The organism is Neisseria polysaccharea (assembly GCF_963392925.1).
In the GTDB taxonomy this organism is placed as follows: domain Bacteria; phylum Pseudomonadota; class Gammaproteobacteria; order Burkholderiales; family Neisseriaceae; genus Neisseria; species Neisseria polysaccharea.
Genome location: NZ_CAUJNZ010000019.1, coordinates 17,774 through 31,621, shown reverse-complemented (window position 1 = coordinate 31,621; position 13,848 = coordinate 17,774). Strand labels below are relative to the sequence as shown.

Here is a 13,848-nt window from a genome sequence, read left to right as displayed (position 1 = left end):
CCCCCCCCCTGACTAACAGGGGGGGAGCGAAATAAAAACAAATCCCTAAAGGTACTGAGCAAATGAGTGAAGCAGAATATTTTTCCCATTTCATATCGGACGGAAAGGGAAAGCTTTTAGAAATTCCGCAGCGAAGAGGTAAGCAAGACGGGGTTTTTATTGATTGGCTGTCATTCACACTGCACGAAGATTCTTTGTTGAAAGTTTCCGGATGTCCCTTAGTTTCCGATGCCGAATATATGTTTGTTTTAAGCAAAAAATTGGAGGAAATATTGGGGTTTGGAATTACGAGCCGATGCAAATCGAAGGGCAATAAATTTTACGATTCGATGTTTAGGCTGGGTTCTGAAGAAGTTGATTATGGCGAAGTGCATTACGGAGGTCAGCGAAATACGATTTTGATCGAATTGAAAGGCGTAGGCTGCAACATTGCAAATCCCGGTTGGGAATTGAGGCTTAAGCAGTTTTTGGAGGATTCGTTAAGGTCGAGGATAACGCGGGTAGATTTGGCACTTGATTTTTTTGATGGGGAGTACACACCGGAGCAGGCACTTTTAGATCACGATAATGGTTTTTTTGACAACAGCAACATGAGGCCGAAGTCTGAAATGATTGGGACGGCTTGGCGGAGAGAGGACGGGAGCGGCAAGACTTTTTATGTCGGACGCAAAAAAAATTCCAAGTTTGTCCGTGTTTATGAGAAAGGGAGGCAGCTTGGCGATAAAGAAAGCAAGTGGGTAAGGTTTGAAATTCAGTTTAATCACGGAGATATGGTAATCCCATTGGATATTTTGATAAATCAGGGCTCTTATTTTTCAGGAGCATTCCCGATTTGTCAGAAATTCAAAAATATGCCGGAACCGGAAAGGTTTGATTATCGTAAAAAAGTGGCTAATTTAACCTTTCAGCATAAATTGCATTATGCGAGAAATGCCGTCGGCAAACTGGTTAATTTCATGCTTGATATGGGTTTTGACAGCGATGAAATTGTCAAATATCTGAAGTCAGATTTAGGTTATCCCAAAGGTTTGGAAATTGAAAAATATTCGTTGGCCGGATTGAGGGATGTTTTGAAATTTGGGTTTATCCACGAACAACCGGATGTAGATTTAGAGATTGAATTAGAAGAACTTGGAATTATCGGATTTAAGCAATCCGATAAATTCGATATAGATAAAAGGCTTTTCGACCCTCATTACGATGCCGAAACAGAGAGGCAATATCAGCTTTATCTTGACAGAATGTATGATCTTCATGCAAATAAAAATCAATTTAGAAAGGAAAAATGAACATGTTTAATCAAAGTCAAACCGTAAATTATCCCGCAACATTATTGGGTGCGAAGAAATTTAAAGGCGAAATTGACGGCTCAAATATCGACAGTTGCTCCGTTTTTGTCGCTTCTCCATTGCCGACGCAATCGGGCAATGCGGTGGGTTTTACCGCAGCGCAAATGAAATTCGGCGATAGCAGTAATTTTGCACGGTTGGAAAATCTCAAATATCCGTGTGAGGTTATTCTGACGGTTGAGATGACCTCGACAGGAAAAGGGATGATTCCGACTTTAATCGATTTTCAGTTGGTTGAAAAACTGAAGGGCTGATTTATGAAATATGAAGAGCGTTTTATCGTTCAAGATTTGGAAACGCATGAATTTATTTATCCCGATCCGTTCGGATATGTCGGATTCACGCAAAATTTAAAATCTGCCGGTCATTTCGAAAGTTATGAAGACGCATTTAATGCGGGAGTGAGTGAGATAGGCGGAAAATTTCAGATATTTCAGTTTTTCGTAAAATCTTGATAAAAGCAAAACAGGCTCGGCGGGCGGTCTGTCAATCTTTCACAAAGCCCGCAAAAAGGATTAAAAATGAATCAAGCAACTTTAATTATCGGATTCTTTGTCTGCCTTATTCTTTTCATTTTCTCAATGCTTTATTTTATAAATTAAAACAAAATTCGGGAACAGGCTTCGCCCGGATTTAAACCTAAGAAGCCGTCTTACTTTAAACATTAAAAAAGGAAAAAAACGATGAACATCGTTAAAAAATATGCTGTGAAAGCAGCAATGGCAGTCGGTATCTTCACGCCGGCTATTGTTATGGCAGATACCTTTGATTCGGCCGCAATTGGTCAGCAAATCGCAAGCGTAATCATGGGTTTTGTGGCAATGGTTTCCGCCGTGGGTATGGCGGCCATTACCGTAATTCTTGCAATCCAAGGCTTCAAAATGGCTTGGAGCATGATTAAATCTGTCAAATAACGGCAGTGAAGAAAGAGGGGCGCATAAATGGGCTATCGTGTCGGCATGAACTGTTTTGATACAAGATTGCAGGCAGACGACTATTTATTGTCGTCCCTTCCCCCTACAGTTACCCAGGACGGAAAAATCATCAGGCCGGAGCGGGTGGGCGATAAATGGGTTTTGAACGGAAAGGCGGTTACTTTGTCTTATCCGAAATGTTCCAATTTTGAGCAGATTAAACAGGGTTCTTATGTCGGTTCGACGGTTTTAATTCTGTTTGTAGTCATTTTCGGTTTCAGGCTTCTGATTAATTTCTTAAAAGACATGGTCAAGGTTGGTACTGATTGATGGTTATTGATTTCTGGTTTCTTCTCGGTTTCTTCTTGGCTTTGTCTGTTGCTTGGCTGTTTTGGTAACGGTTGGTAGAATCGGCTTTTTAGAGTGTTTTAAAAGGTCCGAATTATGTTTATTTCTGAATATCATTTAGTTAAATTTCAAACTGATTCACATATTTATAGAGATTTACCACAAGCGTTAATTTATTATAGGGAATTGATTAGGAAAGGGGTTTTTAAAACTTCTTTTTCATTTGATATTTTTAGGAATTTCTTTCATCGTTATGATAGAGATTTTATAGAAATTCAATTCCCTGATTCTTCTACATTATTAATTAAATTAGATGAAGCAAAATGTTATGTTTCTTATCCTAGGGCGAAATTTTTTAAAGATTATCCTATGCTTTAGTTTTTTTGTATCTAAATTTGCATTGGCATCATTAAATGTTCCGGGTAAATTTGATAGGGTTGAAGTTTATGATGATGGCAGATATTTAGTTGTTCGAGGTTCAGATGACAAAAGAAGAAGAGTTTGGAAAGGTGTATTTGATAAAGAATCGGGAAGATATTTAACTTCAGAAGCTCAAGATTTAACAGTTAGGCATGTATCTACTGGGGCATCAAGCACTGGTAAAGTTAGTGCGGTTGTATCTTCATCAGTTTCCCGCGCCGGCGTATTGGCGGGGGTCGGCAAACTTGCCCGCTTAGGCGCGAAATTCAGCACAAGGGCAGTTCCTTATGTAGGGACTGCACTTTTAGCCCACGACATCTACGAAACATTCAAAGAAGACATTAAGGAACAAGGCTACCAATACGATCCCGAAACCGACAAATTTGTAAAAGGCTACGAATATAGTAATTGTATTTGGTCACACACCAAAAACGGTATTAAAACCTATGGCTGTTACGGCGTGGACAGCTCAATCATGCGCCTTATGTCGGATTACAGCAGATTCCCCGAAGTCAAAGAACTGATGGAGCATCGGATGGAAAGGCTCGCCCGTCCGTATTGGGAAATGGTACGCAAGAATAGGAACGATTCTTTTAGGAACTACAATTTTAGCCGTTGTTATTTCGACTGGAACGGCGGAAATTGCACTATTGGCGAAGATATAGGGGATGTTAGGGATTTTATTGGTTTTTCTCTTGAACATAATCCAAAATACAAAGAAGAAATGGACGCCAAAAGGCTGGAAGAGATTTTAGCTTTAAAAGTCGATGCCAATCCCGACAAATACATAAAGGCAACCGGTTATCCCGGTTATTCCGAAAAAGTAGAAGTCGCACCCGGAACAAAAGTGAATATGGGACCCGTTACGGACAGGAACGGGAATCCCGTTCATGTTGTCGCAACATTCGGCAGAGATTCGCAAGGCAACACCACGGTCGATGTCCAAGTAATCCCGCGTCCCGATCTCACGCCCGGAAGCGCGGAAGCACCGAACGCACAGCCGCTGCCCGAAGTATCGCCCGCCGAAAACCCCACAAACAACCCGAATCCCAATGAGAATCCCGATGCAAATCCCGATACTGACGAACAGCCCGGCACAAGCCCCGATTCCCCCGCTGTTCCGGGACGCACAAACGGCATGGATGGCAAAGACGGCAAAGATGGTAAGGACGGCAAAGACGGCGGCCTTTTGTGCAAATTCTTCCCCGACATATTGGCTTGCGACAGGCTGCCCAATCCCGAACCGGCTAAAGATTTAAACCTGCCGTCTGAAACCGTAAACGTAGAGTTTCAGAAATCCGGAATCTTTCAAGATTCCGCACAGTGTCCTGCGCCTGTCACTTTCACAGTGACTGTGCTTGATTCCAGCAGGCAGTTCGCGTTCAGCTTTGAGAACGCATGTACCATAGCCGAACGGCTAAGGTACATGCTTCTCGCCCTTGCTTGGGCGGTTGCCGCATTTTTCTGTATCCGCACGGTATCCCGTGAAGTTTAGCGGCGAAGCACCGCAGGGCTTCGGTAACTTTTGCCAAGGCAGGGGGAGGATGTCCGTAAAGAATTGTAAAGGCGGGTTTTGCCTTTACGATTCTTTATGGATACCCCTTGCCGCCCTGCCGAAAAAACACACTCTGCCGCAAGGGCAGGTGGTAAGGCGCGGCTTTTTGCGCCTTCCCCCCTGCCCCCGCGGCGTCGCAAGTGAGACTGGGGGGCGCGGGGGGCTAGTCCCCCGCAAAGCGTTCAGCTTCAGGAACTTTAGCCAAAAGCAGGCGAAGCAGCGCACTTTGCGGGCGAAGCCGCAAACAGCCGAGAAGCGCGGGGGGGGGTTGGCGATAAGCGCGAGGGGGGGTGTCCCCCACAGCGCCGCCGCGCCGCGAATGCGGCGCAATCTTTAAAATTAAGAAACATTTGTTTAATGAGGCAACCGTGCCTTTTAAGAAAGGGAGAGCAAATGAAATTGTTGGCCGCATTGATTCCGCTCTTGATGAGCGTAGCAGGCCGTATATTGACCGCATTAGGCTTGATGGCTGTTACCTATGCAGGGGTAGACAGGCTGGTTGCAAAGTTTCAGCAGGCAATACAGGGGAGCGTGACAGGTGCGCCGCAGGCGATGCTTCAGCTTTTCTACATAAGCGGGGGAGGTACCGTCCTTAATATTCTTTTTGGCGCGATCGCCTTTATTCTGTCATTCAAACAAATGACAAAACTCGCAACCTCAATAGGGAAGAAAAAATAAATGGCAGAAATCTGTTTGATAACCGGCACGCCCGGTTCGGGTAAAACATTAAAAATGGTTTCCATGTTGGCAAACGATGAAATGTTTAAGCCGGATGAAAACGGCGTACGCCGTAAAGTATTTACAAATATAAAGGGATTGAAAATCCCGCACACATATATAGAGACAGACGCAAAGAAGCTGCCGAAATCGACAGAGGGGCAGCTCTCGGCGCATGACATGTACGAATGGATTAAGAAGCCAGAAAACATCGGTGCAATCGTTATTGTTGATGAGGCGCAAGACGTATGGCCGGCACGCTCGGCAGGTTCGAAAATTCCCGAAAATGTCCAATGGCTGAATACACACAGGCATCAGGGCATAGATATTTTTGTTTTGACACAAGGCCCGAAACTTCTTGATCAAAATTTGAGGACTTTGGTTAAAAAACATTACCATATCGCGTTGAACAAGATGGGGATGCGTACGCTTTTAGAATGGAGAATATGCGCGGACGATCCCGTAAAAATGGCATCAAGTGCATTTTCCAGTATCTACACACTGGACAAAAAAGTTTATGATTTGTATGAATCCGCAGAAATCCATACAGTAAACAAAGTCAAGCGTTCGAAATGGTTTTACGCATTGCCCGTTATCATATTATTGATTCCGCTATTTGTCGGTTTGTCTTACAAAATGTTAAGTAGTTATGGTAAAAAACAGGAAGAACTTGCAGAACAAGAACAGACGGCAACAGGACAGCAGACAGAACCATTAGATAAAACAGAAGGCGAGCCGGTAAACAACGGCAACCTTACCGCAGATATGTTTGTCCCGACATTGACGGAAAAACCCGAAAGCAAGCCGATTTATAACGGCGTAAGGCAGGTAAGAACCTTTGAATATATAGCGGGTTGTGTGGAAGGCGGAAAAACCGGATGCACCTGTTATTCGCATCAAGGCACGGCATTGAAAGAAGTGACGCAGTTGATGTGCAGAGACTATGTAAAAAACGGATTGCCGTTTAACCCATACAAAGATGAAAGCCAAGGGCAGGAAGTCCGGCAGAGTGAGCAGATGGGCGGAAAGTCCTAACAAAAAATTAACGGTAGATTAATTTCTTATAATTTCAAAGGTTTATTAAATTTGCCGTTTTTGTTTGAAAAAGTGCTTGCGTTACCGCTAAAACAGCGGTAATATACACACATCGGCAGACAATACAGCCTGCCGAAAATATGATTAACAAACTGACCGCCTTAGGGCGGATAGGAGCAAAAAATGAAAGCGAATATCTATACTATCCCCGTTAAATTTGATATTTGGGATACCCAATATACTATTACCGACCATGGCGACCGCTTAAGCATCGAGTGCCCTTGCCGAAAATACGAGCGCGGAAACAGCCAATCATGGGGCTTGGGCTACTATACGGAGACCGTAACCCATCCTAATCAAATTGCGCTTATCCGTAAAATGGTTGAAAGCGGCCGTGCTAGATTATCAGCAAAAAACAGTATGGCGAGTTTTAGTGTAGAGGAGGTTATTTTTGGGATGCCCAACGCTTACGGTTTTATACCGGAGGATTTTGATTGATTGATATTGACGGGGCGGGCAAAGCGGTGTAAATTCCGTTCTGTTATTTCATCCGCCCCAAGCGGTTGTGTGTTGAAACTATAAAGCCATTTTAAAAGGCTTTAATTTAAGCATTAAATCAGCCGTCTCATCGGCTGCGTGTTGAAACCATAGGGCTATCTTAACGATAGCAACTAAAGCAAAAGCCGCCTGATTTACTCAAGCGGCTTTTGTCTTATCGGAGGCTATAATATGGCAAAAGGCAGGACGAGCATTACCGAGCGGCTTAAAAAAAGCCGAAAACGAGCCGCACGGCGCGAAATGGCGCACGAGTGGGCGGACAAATGGGAGCAGGATTATTTGGGCCTGCTATCTCAAATCAAGCGGGCGGTTTCTGTCGATGACGAGGATGCCTTGGCTTTTTTATTTGCCGATTTGCGCGCCTTGCAACAGCCTAAATTTTCGGCGTTGCACCGCGTAATTGATGAGCTGATTGCCCCGACGCGGGAGCTTATCGATGATTGATAATCCCGAATTTGGCTACACGCCTGCCAATCTTAAGGCGGTACGGCAAAAATACGGGCTTTCGCAACAGATGGCGGCTGATTTGTTGGCGGTCGGGTTATCCGGTTACCAGCGGTGGGAAGCCGATATAAACCTTAAAAGTCATACCGATATGCCGCTTAAAAAGTGGTTTGAGTTTTTACAAAAATTAAGTCGAAATAGAAACATTTACAAAAACCTGCAACCCCAATAAAATAAGACACGGCAAAGGAATAGCTAACCTTTGCCGAAACCGTCGAGCCTGAATGTTCCCATGTCATTAGACAGAGAGAAAGATTAGGACGGCGGTTTTTTCTTGTTTGTGAAATTGAGTAGTATCAAAGAACACAGATTCTGAATAGATAAGGGTAATCCCATGCGTAACGCCGTAGGATTGGATATATCAAAGCTGACATTTGACGCAACCGCCATTGTCGGCAATGCCGAATATTCGGCAAAGTTTGACAACGATTCAAAAGGTTTAGATAAGTTTTCGGACTGGTTGAAAAGCTTGGGATGCGAGGATTTGCATATCTGCATGGAGGCAACCGGTAACTATTATGAAGACGTTGCCGACTACTTCGCGCAGTATTACAGCGTTTACGTAGTGAATCCGCTGAAAATAAGCAAGTATGCAGAAAGCAGATTCAAAAGAACCAAAACAGACAAACAGGATGCAAAACTGATAGCGGAGTATTGCCAGTCGGTAAAAGAAAGCGAGCTTGTAAAGAGGCAGAAGCCTACTGACGAGCAATACAGGTTTTCAAGGATGACCGCAGCATATACGCAAATCAAAAGCGAATGCGCGGCAATGAAAAACCGTTATCAGGTGGCAAAAGATGAAGAAGCGGCCAAGGCATATGCAGAAATCATCAAAGCCATGAATGAACAGCTTGAAGTTTTAAAGGCGAAGATAAAAGAGCAGACGGAGAAGCCTAACTGCAAGGAAGGCGTGAAACGTCTTGAAACCATACCGGGAATTGGAAGAATGACAGCAGCCGTATTGTTTCAATATCTGACATCTTCGGTGTTTGAAACATCAAACAAGTTTGCTGCATTTGCCGGATTGAGCCCGCAACAAAAAGAATCCGGGACAAGCGTAAGAGGAAAAGGCAAACTGACCAAGTTTGGCAACAGAAAACTACGCGCCGTCTTGTTCATGCCCGCCATGGTTGCATATCGAATGAGGGCATTTCCCGATTTAATCAAAAGACTGGAAGTCAAGAAGAAGCCTAAAAAAGTCATCATCGCCGCATTGATGCGTAAACTCGCCGTCATTGCGTATCATGTACACAAGAAAGGCGAAGATTACGACACATCGCGTTACAAATCAGCGTAAATCCCGAAAGGGAAAACAGGCATTTTTTAAATGTCTGCTTTGCCGTGTCTGAAAATCGTTGAATTTTTAAATATTGAAATTCAATGGTTTGAACATGAATTGTAAAGATTTTATTGCAAATTAAAGTAGTATCTTTCTCAATGATCCGAATGTGATAAATGCGGACATGATGATAAAGCCGATAATTACGGCGAATCTTACGTTTTCCATTAATGTGCATAATGGCTGATAACTTACGCTAAATGCTTTTCCGAAAACGTGGAATGTTTTGTCTTTCGGACAAACTCCGCTTGACGGAAACATGTTATCGGGCGACCACGTTTCCTCATTTACGGCTTTAGGTATGGCTATGCCTTCAAAATCGTTTTCTGAAGGTTCGCCCATTTCGGCACAGGCTAGGATTTTAGGAAAATACTCGCACAATAGCCCGCCGTCTTTGCCGTCCTTTCCGTCTTTCCCATCCTTTCCGTCCCTCCCGTTTGCCGGTGATGTGCCCGGTATAAATGGCGACCCCGGGCTTGTACCGGGCTGCAAGCTTGGTTCTGGATTTGTATCCGGTGCAGGTTCGGGATTGGGGCGCGTGCCGGGGTTCTCGTTTGGGTTATTTGATGGGTTGGGGCGTACATTGGGGGCTTCCGCACTTCCGGGTGTGAGATCGGGGCGCTGTATCTCTTCTACTGCTGCCGTTGTGTTGCCTTGTGCGTCTTGGCCGAATGTGATTTTTATCTGCTTGGGCTTTCCGTCTTCGCCTGTTACGGGGCCGAGCGTTACGATTTTGCCGTTTTCAATTTTGACTTGTTCTTTTATCTGTAAATCGGGATTTGCTTTGATAAAAGGTGTCGGGTTTTGGTCGATTTTTCTTTGGGCGATTTGTTCAAATTGCTGTTTTGTCAGTTGTTCTTGATATTTTTCATTCATGCTTAATACAAAAGAAACGCCTGATCTGTAATCTCCGTTCTTGACTACTAAGCACGTGCCGCCGTTCCAGTCGAAATTACATTTATCTAGTACAAATCCTCTCGGATAGCCAAAACCACCTGGTCCCTCAAGTTCAATAAGTTGTGCTTTTCTCTTTGGCCAATAGGCTTGAGCCATTGAATGCAGTTTCTCATCCATTAGGGTCTGTAAGTCTTTGGGTAAATTGGCATAATGCCTCATAATAGAAGAGTCTACGCCTTCGCATATTGGATAAACTACGTGTTCATCTACTCCGTATCTACCTTCATGATGCCAGATACAGATTTTTGCGGCGTAGGTTTTTAAGAATTCTTGTTTTGTTGCATCGAAGACGTATCCTTGTGCTTCTACGTCTTCTTTGAGTAGGTCGTATACGTCTTTGGCGAGCAGTGCCCAGCCTACGTAATTCGCGCCTCTAATGGCGAAGGATGCGCCTTTTTTGAATAGACCGTATGATCCGGCTAGTACGGCTTCGCGGGATACGGTACTTTCTATTGTGGCGGGGAGAGTGGAGGCGGAGCGGAGTCCGGTGGGAGAGTGTTCGATGATGGCCGGTTCTATAATACGACCTGAGAAACGTTGTCCATCTACTCTGAAATCTGTAACTACAGATTTACTATGATTAATTTCTAAATTAACGCTAGAATTTCCGATAGGATACTTCCTAATTTCAGCATAACTAGGAACTGAAAATAGCATCAGGTTTAATATCAAAATTGAATGTTTGTATCTCAATATCACGACAGTTACTCAATTTATTTAAATCAGATATTTTTATTATTGCAACTGATTCATCATTAAAATAAATCTTCCAAACATTGGAAGATAATTTTTTATTTAAAAACCAAGATATACACTCAACAACATAAAAATGTTGTTTTTTAGAATATTTAAGCAATTCAACAGAAAAAATTTCTGCCATAGTTTTATTAAAATATTCAGTACCATCTTGGTATTTATATAGAGCCAATTGCGCTTCAGTAATAAACATGATTTCAACTTCCTTTTTTGTTGTTCGGAAGTCGGATTATCTGCCTAACCGTTTTGAATATCAATCCTTGAACAGGATGGCGGCGATGATGATCGGAACGGAAAGACCGAAATAGAAATAAAAATCCATCATCTCAAGAGCCTTTTAATCACGGTTACGAAATAGACGGATGCCGCGATTCCGAAAATCAGCCAGCCTATATACATGCCGTCTTTCAGGTTTTCGGACGGGTCGCATTTAGGTAAATCGGCCTTGATGATTTGGCCGTCTATTTTCCAATCTTTGCCGTTGTATTCGGGTTTTATGATTTTCCCGTCTTCAGTTATTTTAGGTACTACCAAGCTGAAATAGACGTTTTCGGCCTGATGCTGCTCTAAACACTGATTTCCAACTTGGTAGTACATTTTGCCGACCTTATCGCATTACACGTTTTACAATCGCGATCACAAACAGTGCCGCGAATACGCCGATAACGAGCCAACCGGCTTCCAGACCGTCAGCTTTTGCGCCTTCTAATGCTTGTTTTGCAGTTTCGGGCAATGCTGCATAGGTGTTGGCTGCCAGTGCGAACGGAGCAGCTGCGAAAACGGCGATTTTCGCGCCGTATTTTTTCAGGTTATTCATGATTTTCATGATGTTTTCCTTAGTTGGTTAAAAAAATGGTTTTGCGGGCTATGTGAAGGTTTTACAGACCGCCCGCCGAGCCTGTTAACTTTTATTCTTCTTTCGTATAAAAACTGAATACCTGAAAATGTCCGCCAATCTCTTCTAATCCGGCATTGAATGCGTCTTCATAGTTTTCATACTGTCCGGCTTCTTTCAGATTTTGGGTAAATCCAATATCGCCGAACTGATCGGGGAAGATGAATTCATAGTTTTCCAGTTCCTGAACAATAAATTTTTGCTGATACCTGCTCATATTCTGGACTTTCTGCCTTAGGCTTTGGTTGCCGCTCCTTTGACTTCAAAATCAAGAAGCTTGGGAACTAAGCCTTTGCCGGTTGATTCCATTGCTACGGTTACGTTTACGGAACAGGGGAATTTGAGGTTTTTCAGCCGATCAAAATTGTGGCTTTCGCCAAATTTCATGCTTGCAGCGGTAAAGCCTACGCTGTTGCCGTTGGCGGGCATGGGGCTGGCTACCAGTACGGTACAGGTATCGATTTTGTTGCCGTCAATCTCACCTTTGAACTGTTTTGCGCCCAGGAGCGTGGCGGGATAGGTGGTTACTTGTAATTGATCAAACATGGGTATTTCCTTTCTTTGATTTATAGATATTTCCAGTTTTCTAACTGGTCTGATATTTGATACTGCTCTTTGTCGTAATCGCGCTCATGCTGTTTCTGCCTATCTTGCGGATACTCGTATTGCTTTTCCTGATTTAATTCAAACTCTAAGACTTCGATATTCAGGGCGTTTATGGCTTTTTGCTCATCATGGATATAAAAAACACTGGCTTTGCTGCTGTCGTATTCTTCGGGCTGGAGACCTTTGGGATAGCCTTCAACGCCATTAGTTAGGTCTTTGACGATATCTTCGGCCGTCCAACCGATGTCTTTTAAAAAATTGACCCATTTGCCGACTTGCTGCCTTGCGTAAAATTGTTTGTGTTCAAACGTGAGATTGACCTCTTTAACCGTTGAATCCATGCGCTTGGCTTCGCATTTGAATATCTGTTCACAGACGGGATACGCTCCGCCAAGATACGAACCGGCATGAATCAATATGTCTATGGGGACTTCTATATCTCCGTTTCTGAACTCTGTTTCAAATCGAACCCACGGGCTTGATTTATCGCCTAGCTGTTTGCCTTTTTCGTAAATCCTTGTGTATTTGGCGTTTCCGCGTTTGCCGATGTAGAAGCTTTTGCCGCTGCCGTCTTCGTGTCTCCAAGAAACGCCTTTACATTCGCTTTTCGGGCGGACGTTATGGCAATCAAAAAGGCCGTTATCGTGGTCGGTTAAAGCGTGCTGGGGCGTGTACTCTCCATTGAAAAAATCATGTGATACGTCAACCCTTGTTATTTTTGGCCGGACACACTTTTGCAGAAATTCATAAAGCCTGTTTTCCCAACCGGGTTTTGCTGCTGTGCAGCCGGTGCCGTTCAGCTCTACAAGTATGGTTTCTCTTTGGCCGCCGTAGTGGACTTTGCCATACTCAACATTTTGCGGGCCGAGCTGATAGCAGGACTTATAGAAAAATTTGCCTTTGTAGGGCAGTTTTGCACTGATGCCGAAACCTAGAATTTCCTGCAGCAATTCGCTGTACTTTGCGAGGTACTCGGCATCTGTTACATAGGCTTTTTGGGTTACTTTGGGTATGGATTCCTCATGTATCGTAAATGTGATCTGGTCGATGAATGCGCCGTCTTCCCTGCCGCGTCTTAGCGGAATTTCTATCAGACGGCCTTTACCGTCGGTTACGTATTGGGAAAAATATTCAAATTCGACTTGATGCGATTCAAGAATTTCTATGGGCTGTTCCCCACCCTGCAGATTAGGGTTTTTTTGCTCCCCCCCTATTAGCCTAGGGGGGGCATTCAACGGCGTGGCCGTTTGCGGCGCGCAAGGCGCGCCCACACACGCCCCCGCCGTTTCTGCTCTCTCTTCGGCTCTCATGCGGTTTTCTCCTGCTTATCCATAAGAGCCTTGACAGTCAGACGGCCGTATTCTTCGGCTTCTTGCCTTGTTTTATATGTGTTTTGCGGGTTTGTAATAGGAAATACTGTTGTCTCGACAATTTCGTCATTTAGGAAAATGCGCACAATGTAGGCGCGTGATTTTTGGTATTCGTATTGATCGGGATTAACGGTATAAAAAGCGATGCACATAAGAAAGCCCCTTCACTGGCAGAGTTAAAGGGGCTTGACGTTTGTAAAGATTTGCGCCCCTTGATGGGGTACAATATATAAGGGAAGTGTATCAGGCAAAACTTCCAAAATTGGAACAGGCTATGGGTGTCTTTACCAAAATAATTTTGACAAGCCGTTGGTTGAAAGTACTGATTTATACAGACTTGATTGTGGTACAGGCAATTTATCAATTCGGTCAATCTTTCTGAGAAACAGCTTATATGGCAGTGTCTGATTCATGTTTGTTTTTTAATTTCGGCAATTGCAACGGCGTGGACGGATAAAATCGTGTGCAGCACGACACACAAGCCTCATCAGGGTTTCTATTATAAAAAAACACCCGACAAACCGG

The 13,848-nt window shown here is 43.8% G+C and carries 20 protein-coding genes; 12 read left to right on the top strand and 8 right to left on the bottom strand.

From position 1 onward, the window contains the following. Positions 1-62: 62 nt before the first annotated feature. From RDY34_RS09920 to RDY34_RS09865, 12 genes are all read left to right on the top strand, one after another. Positions 63-1,289 (top strand): replication initiation factor domain-containing protein, encoded by a 1,227-nt coding sequence (locus RDY34_RS09920; RefSeq protein ID WP_308184562.1) that lies wholly within the window; start codon positions 63-65, stop codon positions 1,287-1,289. Positions 1,290-1,291: 2 nt separating this feature from the next. Next, entirely contained in the window at positions 1,292-1,603 is a 312-nt protein-coding gene (locus RDY34_RS09915; protein WP_115178183.1) for a hypothetical protein, read from the top strand. A gap of 3 nt (positions 1,604-1,606) precedes the next feature. Then, positions 1,607-1,804 (top strand): hypothetical protein, encoded by a 198-nt coding sequence (locus RDY34_RS09910; protein WP_118804078.1) that lies wholly within the window; start codon positions 1,607-1,609, stop codon positions 1,802-1,804. Between the two features lie 228 nt (positions 1,805-2,032). Further along, the gene (locus RDY34_RS09905) at positions 2,033-2,263 is read left to right on the top strand and encodes a hypothetical protein (RefSeq protein ID WP_304668909.1); all 231 of its coding nucleotides are present in this window, start codon (positions 2,033-2,035) and stop codon (positions 2,261-2,263) included. 27 nt (positions 2,264-2,290) lie between these two features. Then, positions 2,291-2,593 carry a hypothetical protein gene (locus tag RDY34_RS09900; RefSeq protein ID WP_308184561.1) on the top strand — a complete coding sequence of 101 codons (303 nt, stop codon included), beginning with the start codon at positions 2,291-2,293 and terminating at the stop codon, positions 2,591-2,593. Between the two features lie 346 nt (positions 2,594-2,939). Beyond that, positions 2,940-4,526, top strand: coding sequence for an IgG-binding virulence factor TspB family protein (locus tag RDY34_RS09895; protein WP_308184560.1), 1,587 nt, complete (start codon positions 2,940-2,942; stop codon positions 4,524-4,526). A gap of 453 nt (positions 4,527-4,979) precedes the next feature. After that, entirely contained in the window at positions 4,980-5,264 is a 285-nt protein-coding gene (locus tag RDY34_RS09890) for a DUF2523 domain-containing protein (RefSeq protein ID WP_115178410.1), read from the top strand. After that, complete coding sequence (locus RDY34_RS09885) at positions 5,265-6,338, top strand: zonular occludens toxin domain-containing protein (RefSeq protein WP_308184559.1); 1,074 nt, start codon at positions 5,265-5,267, stop codon at positions 6,336-6,338. It abuts the gene before it with no gap. 183 nt (positions 6,339-6,521) lie between these two features. Then, on the top strand, positions 6,522-6,836 hold the full coding sequence (locus tag RDY34_RS09880; protein WP_308075297.1) for a hypothetical protein: 315 nt from the start codon (positions 6,522-6,524) through the stop codon (positions 6,834-6,836). 231 nt (positions 6,837-7,067) lie between these two features. Beyond that, positions 7,068-7,340 (top strand): hypothetical protein, encoded by a 273-nt coding sequence (locus RDY34_RS09875; protein WP_308184558.1) that lies wholly within the window; start codon positions 7,068-7,070, stop codon positions 7,338-7,340. Then, a complete protein-coding gene (locus tag RDY34_RS09870; protein WP_308075300.1) occupies positions 7,333-7,572 on the top strand; it encodes a helix-turn-helix domain-containing protein in 240 nt (79 codons plus the stop codon). Before RDY34_RS09875 ends, RDY34_RS09870 begins: the two co-directional genes overlap by 8 nt. 162 nt (positions 7,573-7,734) lie before the next feature. After that, complete coding sequence (locus RDY34_RS09865; protein WP_308184557.1) at positions 7,735-8,697, top strand: transposase; 963 nt, start codon at positions 7,735-7,737, stop codon at positions 8,695-8,697. 120 nt (positions 8,698-8,817) lie between these two features. On the opposite strand, the gene RDY34_RS09860 is transcribed toward RDY34_RS09865, so the two are convergent. The 8 genes from RDY34_RS09860 to RDY34_RS09825 all read right to left on the bottom strand — a co-directional run bounded on the left by RDY34_RS09860 (position 8,818) and on the right by RDY34_RS09825 (position 13,475). Beyond that, entirely contained in the window at positions 8,818-10,368 is a 1,551-nt protein-coding gene (locus RDY34_RS09860; protein ID WP_308184556.1) for an IgG-binding virulence factor TspB family protein, read from the bottom strand. Beyond that, positions 10,334-10,645: a DUF1132 family protein gene (locus tag RDY34_RS09855; protein WP_003711827.1), complete on the bottom strand. Its 312-nt coding sequence runs from the start codon at positions 10,643-10,645 to the stop codon at positions 10,334-10,336. Before RDY34_RS09855 ends, RDY34_RS09860 begins: the two co-directional genes overlap by 35 nt. A gap of 128 nt (positions 10,646-10,773) precedes the next feature. Then, positions 10,774-11,049 (bottom strand): hypothetical protein, encoded by a 276-nt coding sequence (locus tag RDY34_RS09850; protein ID WP_301669957.1) that lies wholly within the window; start codon positions 11,047-11,049, stop codon positions 10,774-10,776. 10 nt (positions 11,050-11,059) lie between these two features. Further along, positions 11,060-11,278, bottom strand: coding sequence for a major capsid protein (locus RDY34_RS09845; protein WP_118898426.1), 219 nt, complete (start codon positions 11,276-11,278; stop codon positions 11,060-11,062). 82 nt (positions 11,279-11,360) lie between these two features. After that, the gene (locus RDY34_RS09840; protein ID WP_118898425.1) at positions 11,361-11,564 is read right to left on the bottom strand and encodes a hypothetical protein; all 204 of its coding nucleotides are present in this window, start codon (positions 11,562-11,564) and stop codon (positions 11,361-11,363) included. Positions 11,565-11,581: 17 nt separating this feature from the next. Beyond that, the gene (locus tag RDY34_RS09835; protein WP_002250521.1) at positions 11,582-11,893 is read right to left on the bottom strand and encodes a hypothetical protein; all 312 of its coding nucleotides are present in this window, start codon (positions 11,891-11,893) and stop codon (positions 11,582-11,584) included. Between the two features lie 20 nt (positions 11,894-11,913). Next, positions 11,914-13,263 carry a replication initiation factor domain-containing protein gene (locus tag RDY34_RS09830; RefSeq protein WP_308184555.1) on the bottom strand — a complete coding sequence of 450 codons (1,350 nt, stop codon included), beginning with the start codon at positions 13,261-13,263 and terminating at the stop codon, positions 11,914-11,916. After that, positions 13,260-13,475 carry a hypothetical protein gene (locus RDY34_RS09825; RefSeq protein ID WP_003708791.1) on the bottom strand — a complete coding sequence of 72 codons (216 nt, stop codon included), beginning with the start codon at positions 13,473-13,475 and terminating at the stop codon, positions 13,260-13,262. Before RDY34_RS09825 ends, RDY34_RS09830 begins: the two co-directional genes overlap by 4 nt. Positions 13,476-13,848 lie beyond the last annotated feature (373 nt).

Coding starts and splice junctions, on each gene's coding strand:
- RDY34_RS09825 (WP_003708791.1), bottom strand. CDS start 13,475: ATGTGCATCGCTTTTTATACCGTTAATCCCGATCAATACGAATACCAA.
- RDY34_RS09890 (WP_115178410.1), top strand. CDS start 4,980: ATGAAATTGTTGGCCGCATTGATTCCGCTCTTGATGAGCGTAGCAGGC.
- RDY34_RS09915 (WP_115178183.1), top strand. CDS start 1,292: ATGTTTAATCAAAGTCAAACCGTAAATTATCCCGCAACATTATTGGGT.
- RDY34_RS09900 (WP_308184561.1), top strand. CDS start 2,291: ATGGGCTATCGTGTCGGCATGAACTGTTTTGATACAAGATTGCAGGCA.
- RDY34_RS09845 (WP_118898426.1), bottom strand. CDS start 11,278: ATGAAAATCATGAATAACCTGAAAAAATACGGCGCGAAAATCGCCGTT.
- RDY34_RS09840 (WP_118898425.1), bottom strand. CDS start 11,564: ATGAGCAGGTATCAGCAAAAATTTATTGTTCAGGAACTGGAAAACTAT.
- RDY34_RS09850 (WP_301669957.1), bottom strand. CDS start 11,049: ATGTACTACCAAGTTGGAAATCAGTGTTTAGAGCAGCATCAGGCCGAA.
- RDY34_RS09835 (WP_002250521.1), bottom strand. CDS start 11,893: ATGTTTGATCAATTACAAGTAACCACCTATCCCGCCACGCTCCTGGGC.
- RDY34_RS09920 (WP_308184562.1), top strand. CDS start 63: ATGAGTGAAGCAGAATATTTTTCCCATTTCATATCGGACGGAAAGGGA.
- RDY34_RS09880 (WP_308075297.1), top strand. CDS start 6,522: ATGAAAGCGAATATCTATACTATCCCCGTTAAATTTGATATTTGGGAT.
- RDY34_RS09895 (WP_308184560.1), top strand. CDS start 2,940: ATGTTTCTTATCCTAGGGCGAAATTTTTTAAAGATTATCCTATGCTTT.
- RDY34_RS09855 (WP_003711827.1), bottom strand. CDS start 10,645: ATGTTTATTACTGAAGCGCAATTGGCTCTATATAAATACCAAGATGGT.
- RDY34_RS09885 (WP_308184559.1), top strand. CDS start 5,265: ATGGCAGAAATCTGTTTGATAACCGGCACGCCCGGTTCGGGTAAAACA.
- RDY34_RS09910 (WP_118804078.1), top strand. CDS start 1,607: ATGAAATATGAAGAGCGTTTTATCGTTCAAGATTTGGAAACGCATGAA.
- RDY34_RS09865 (WP_308184557.1), top strand. CDS start 7,735: ATGCGTAACGCCGTAGGATTGGATATATCAAAGCTGACATTTGACGCA.
- RDY34_RS09875 (WP_308184558.1), top strand. CDS start 7,068: ATGGCAAAAGGCAGGACGAGCATTACCGAGCGGCTTAAAAAAAGCCGA.
- RDY34_RS09870 (WP_308075300.1), top strand. CDS start 7,333: ATGATTGATAATCCCGAATTTGGCTACACGCCTGCCAATCTTAAGGCG.
- RDY34_RS09830 (WP_308184555.1), bottom strand. CDS start 13,263: ATGAGAGCCGAAGAGAGAGCAGAAACGGCGGGGGCGTGTGTGGGCGCG.
- RDY34_RS09905 (WP_304668909.1), top strand. CDS start 2,033: ATGAACATCGTTAAAAAATATGCTGTGAAAGCAGCAATGGCAGTCGGT.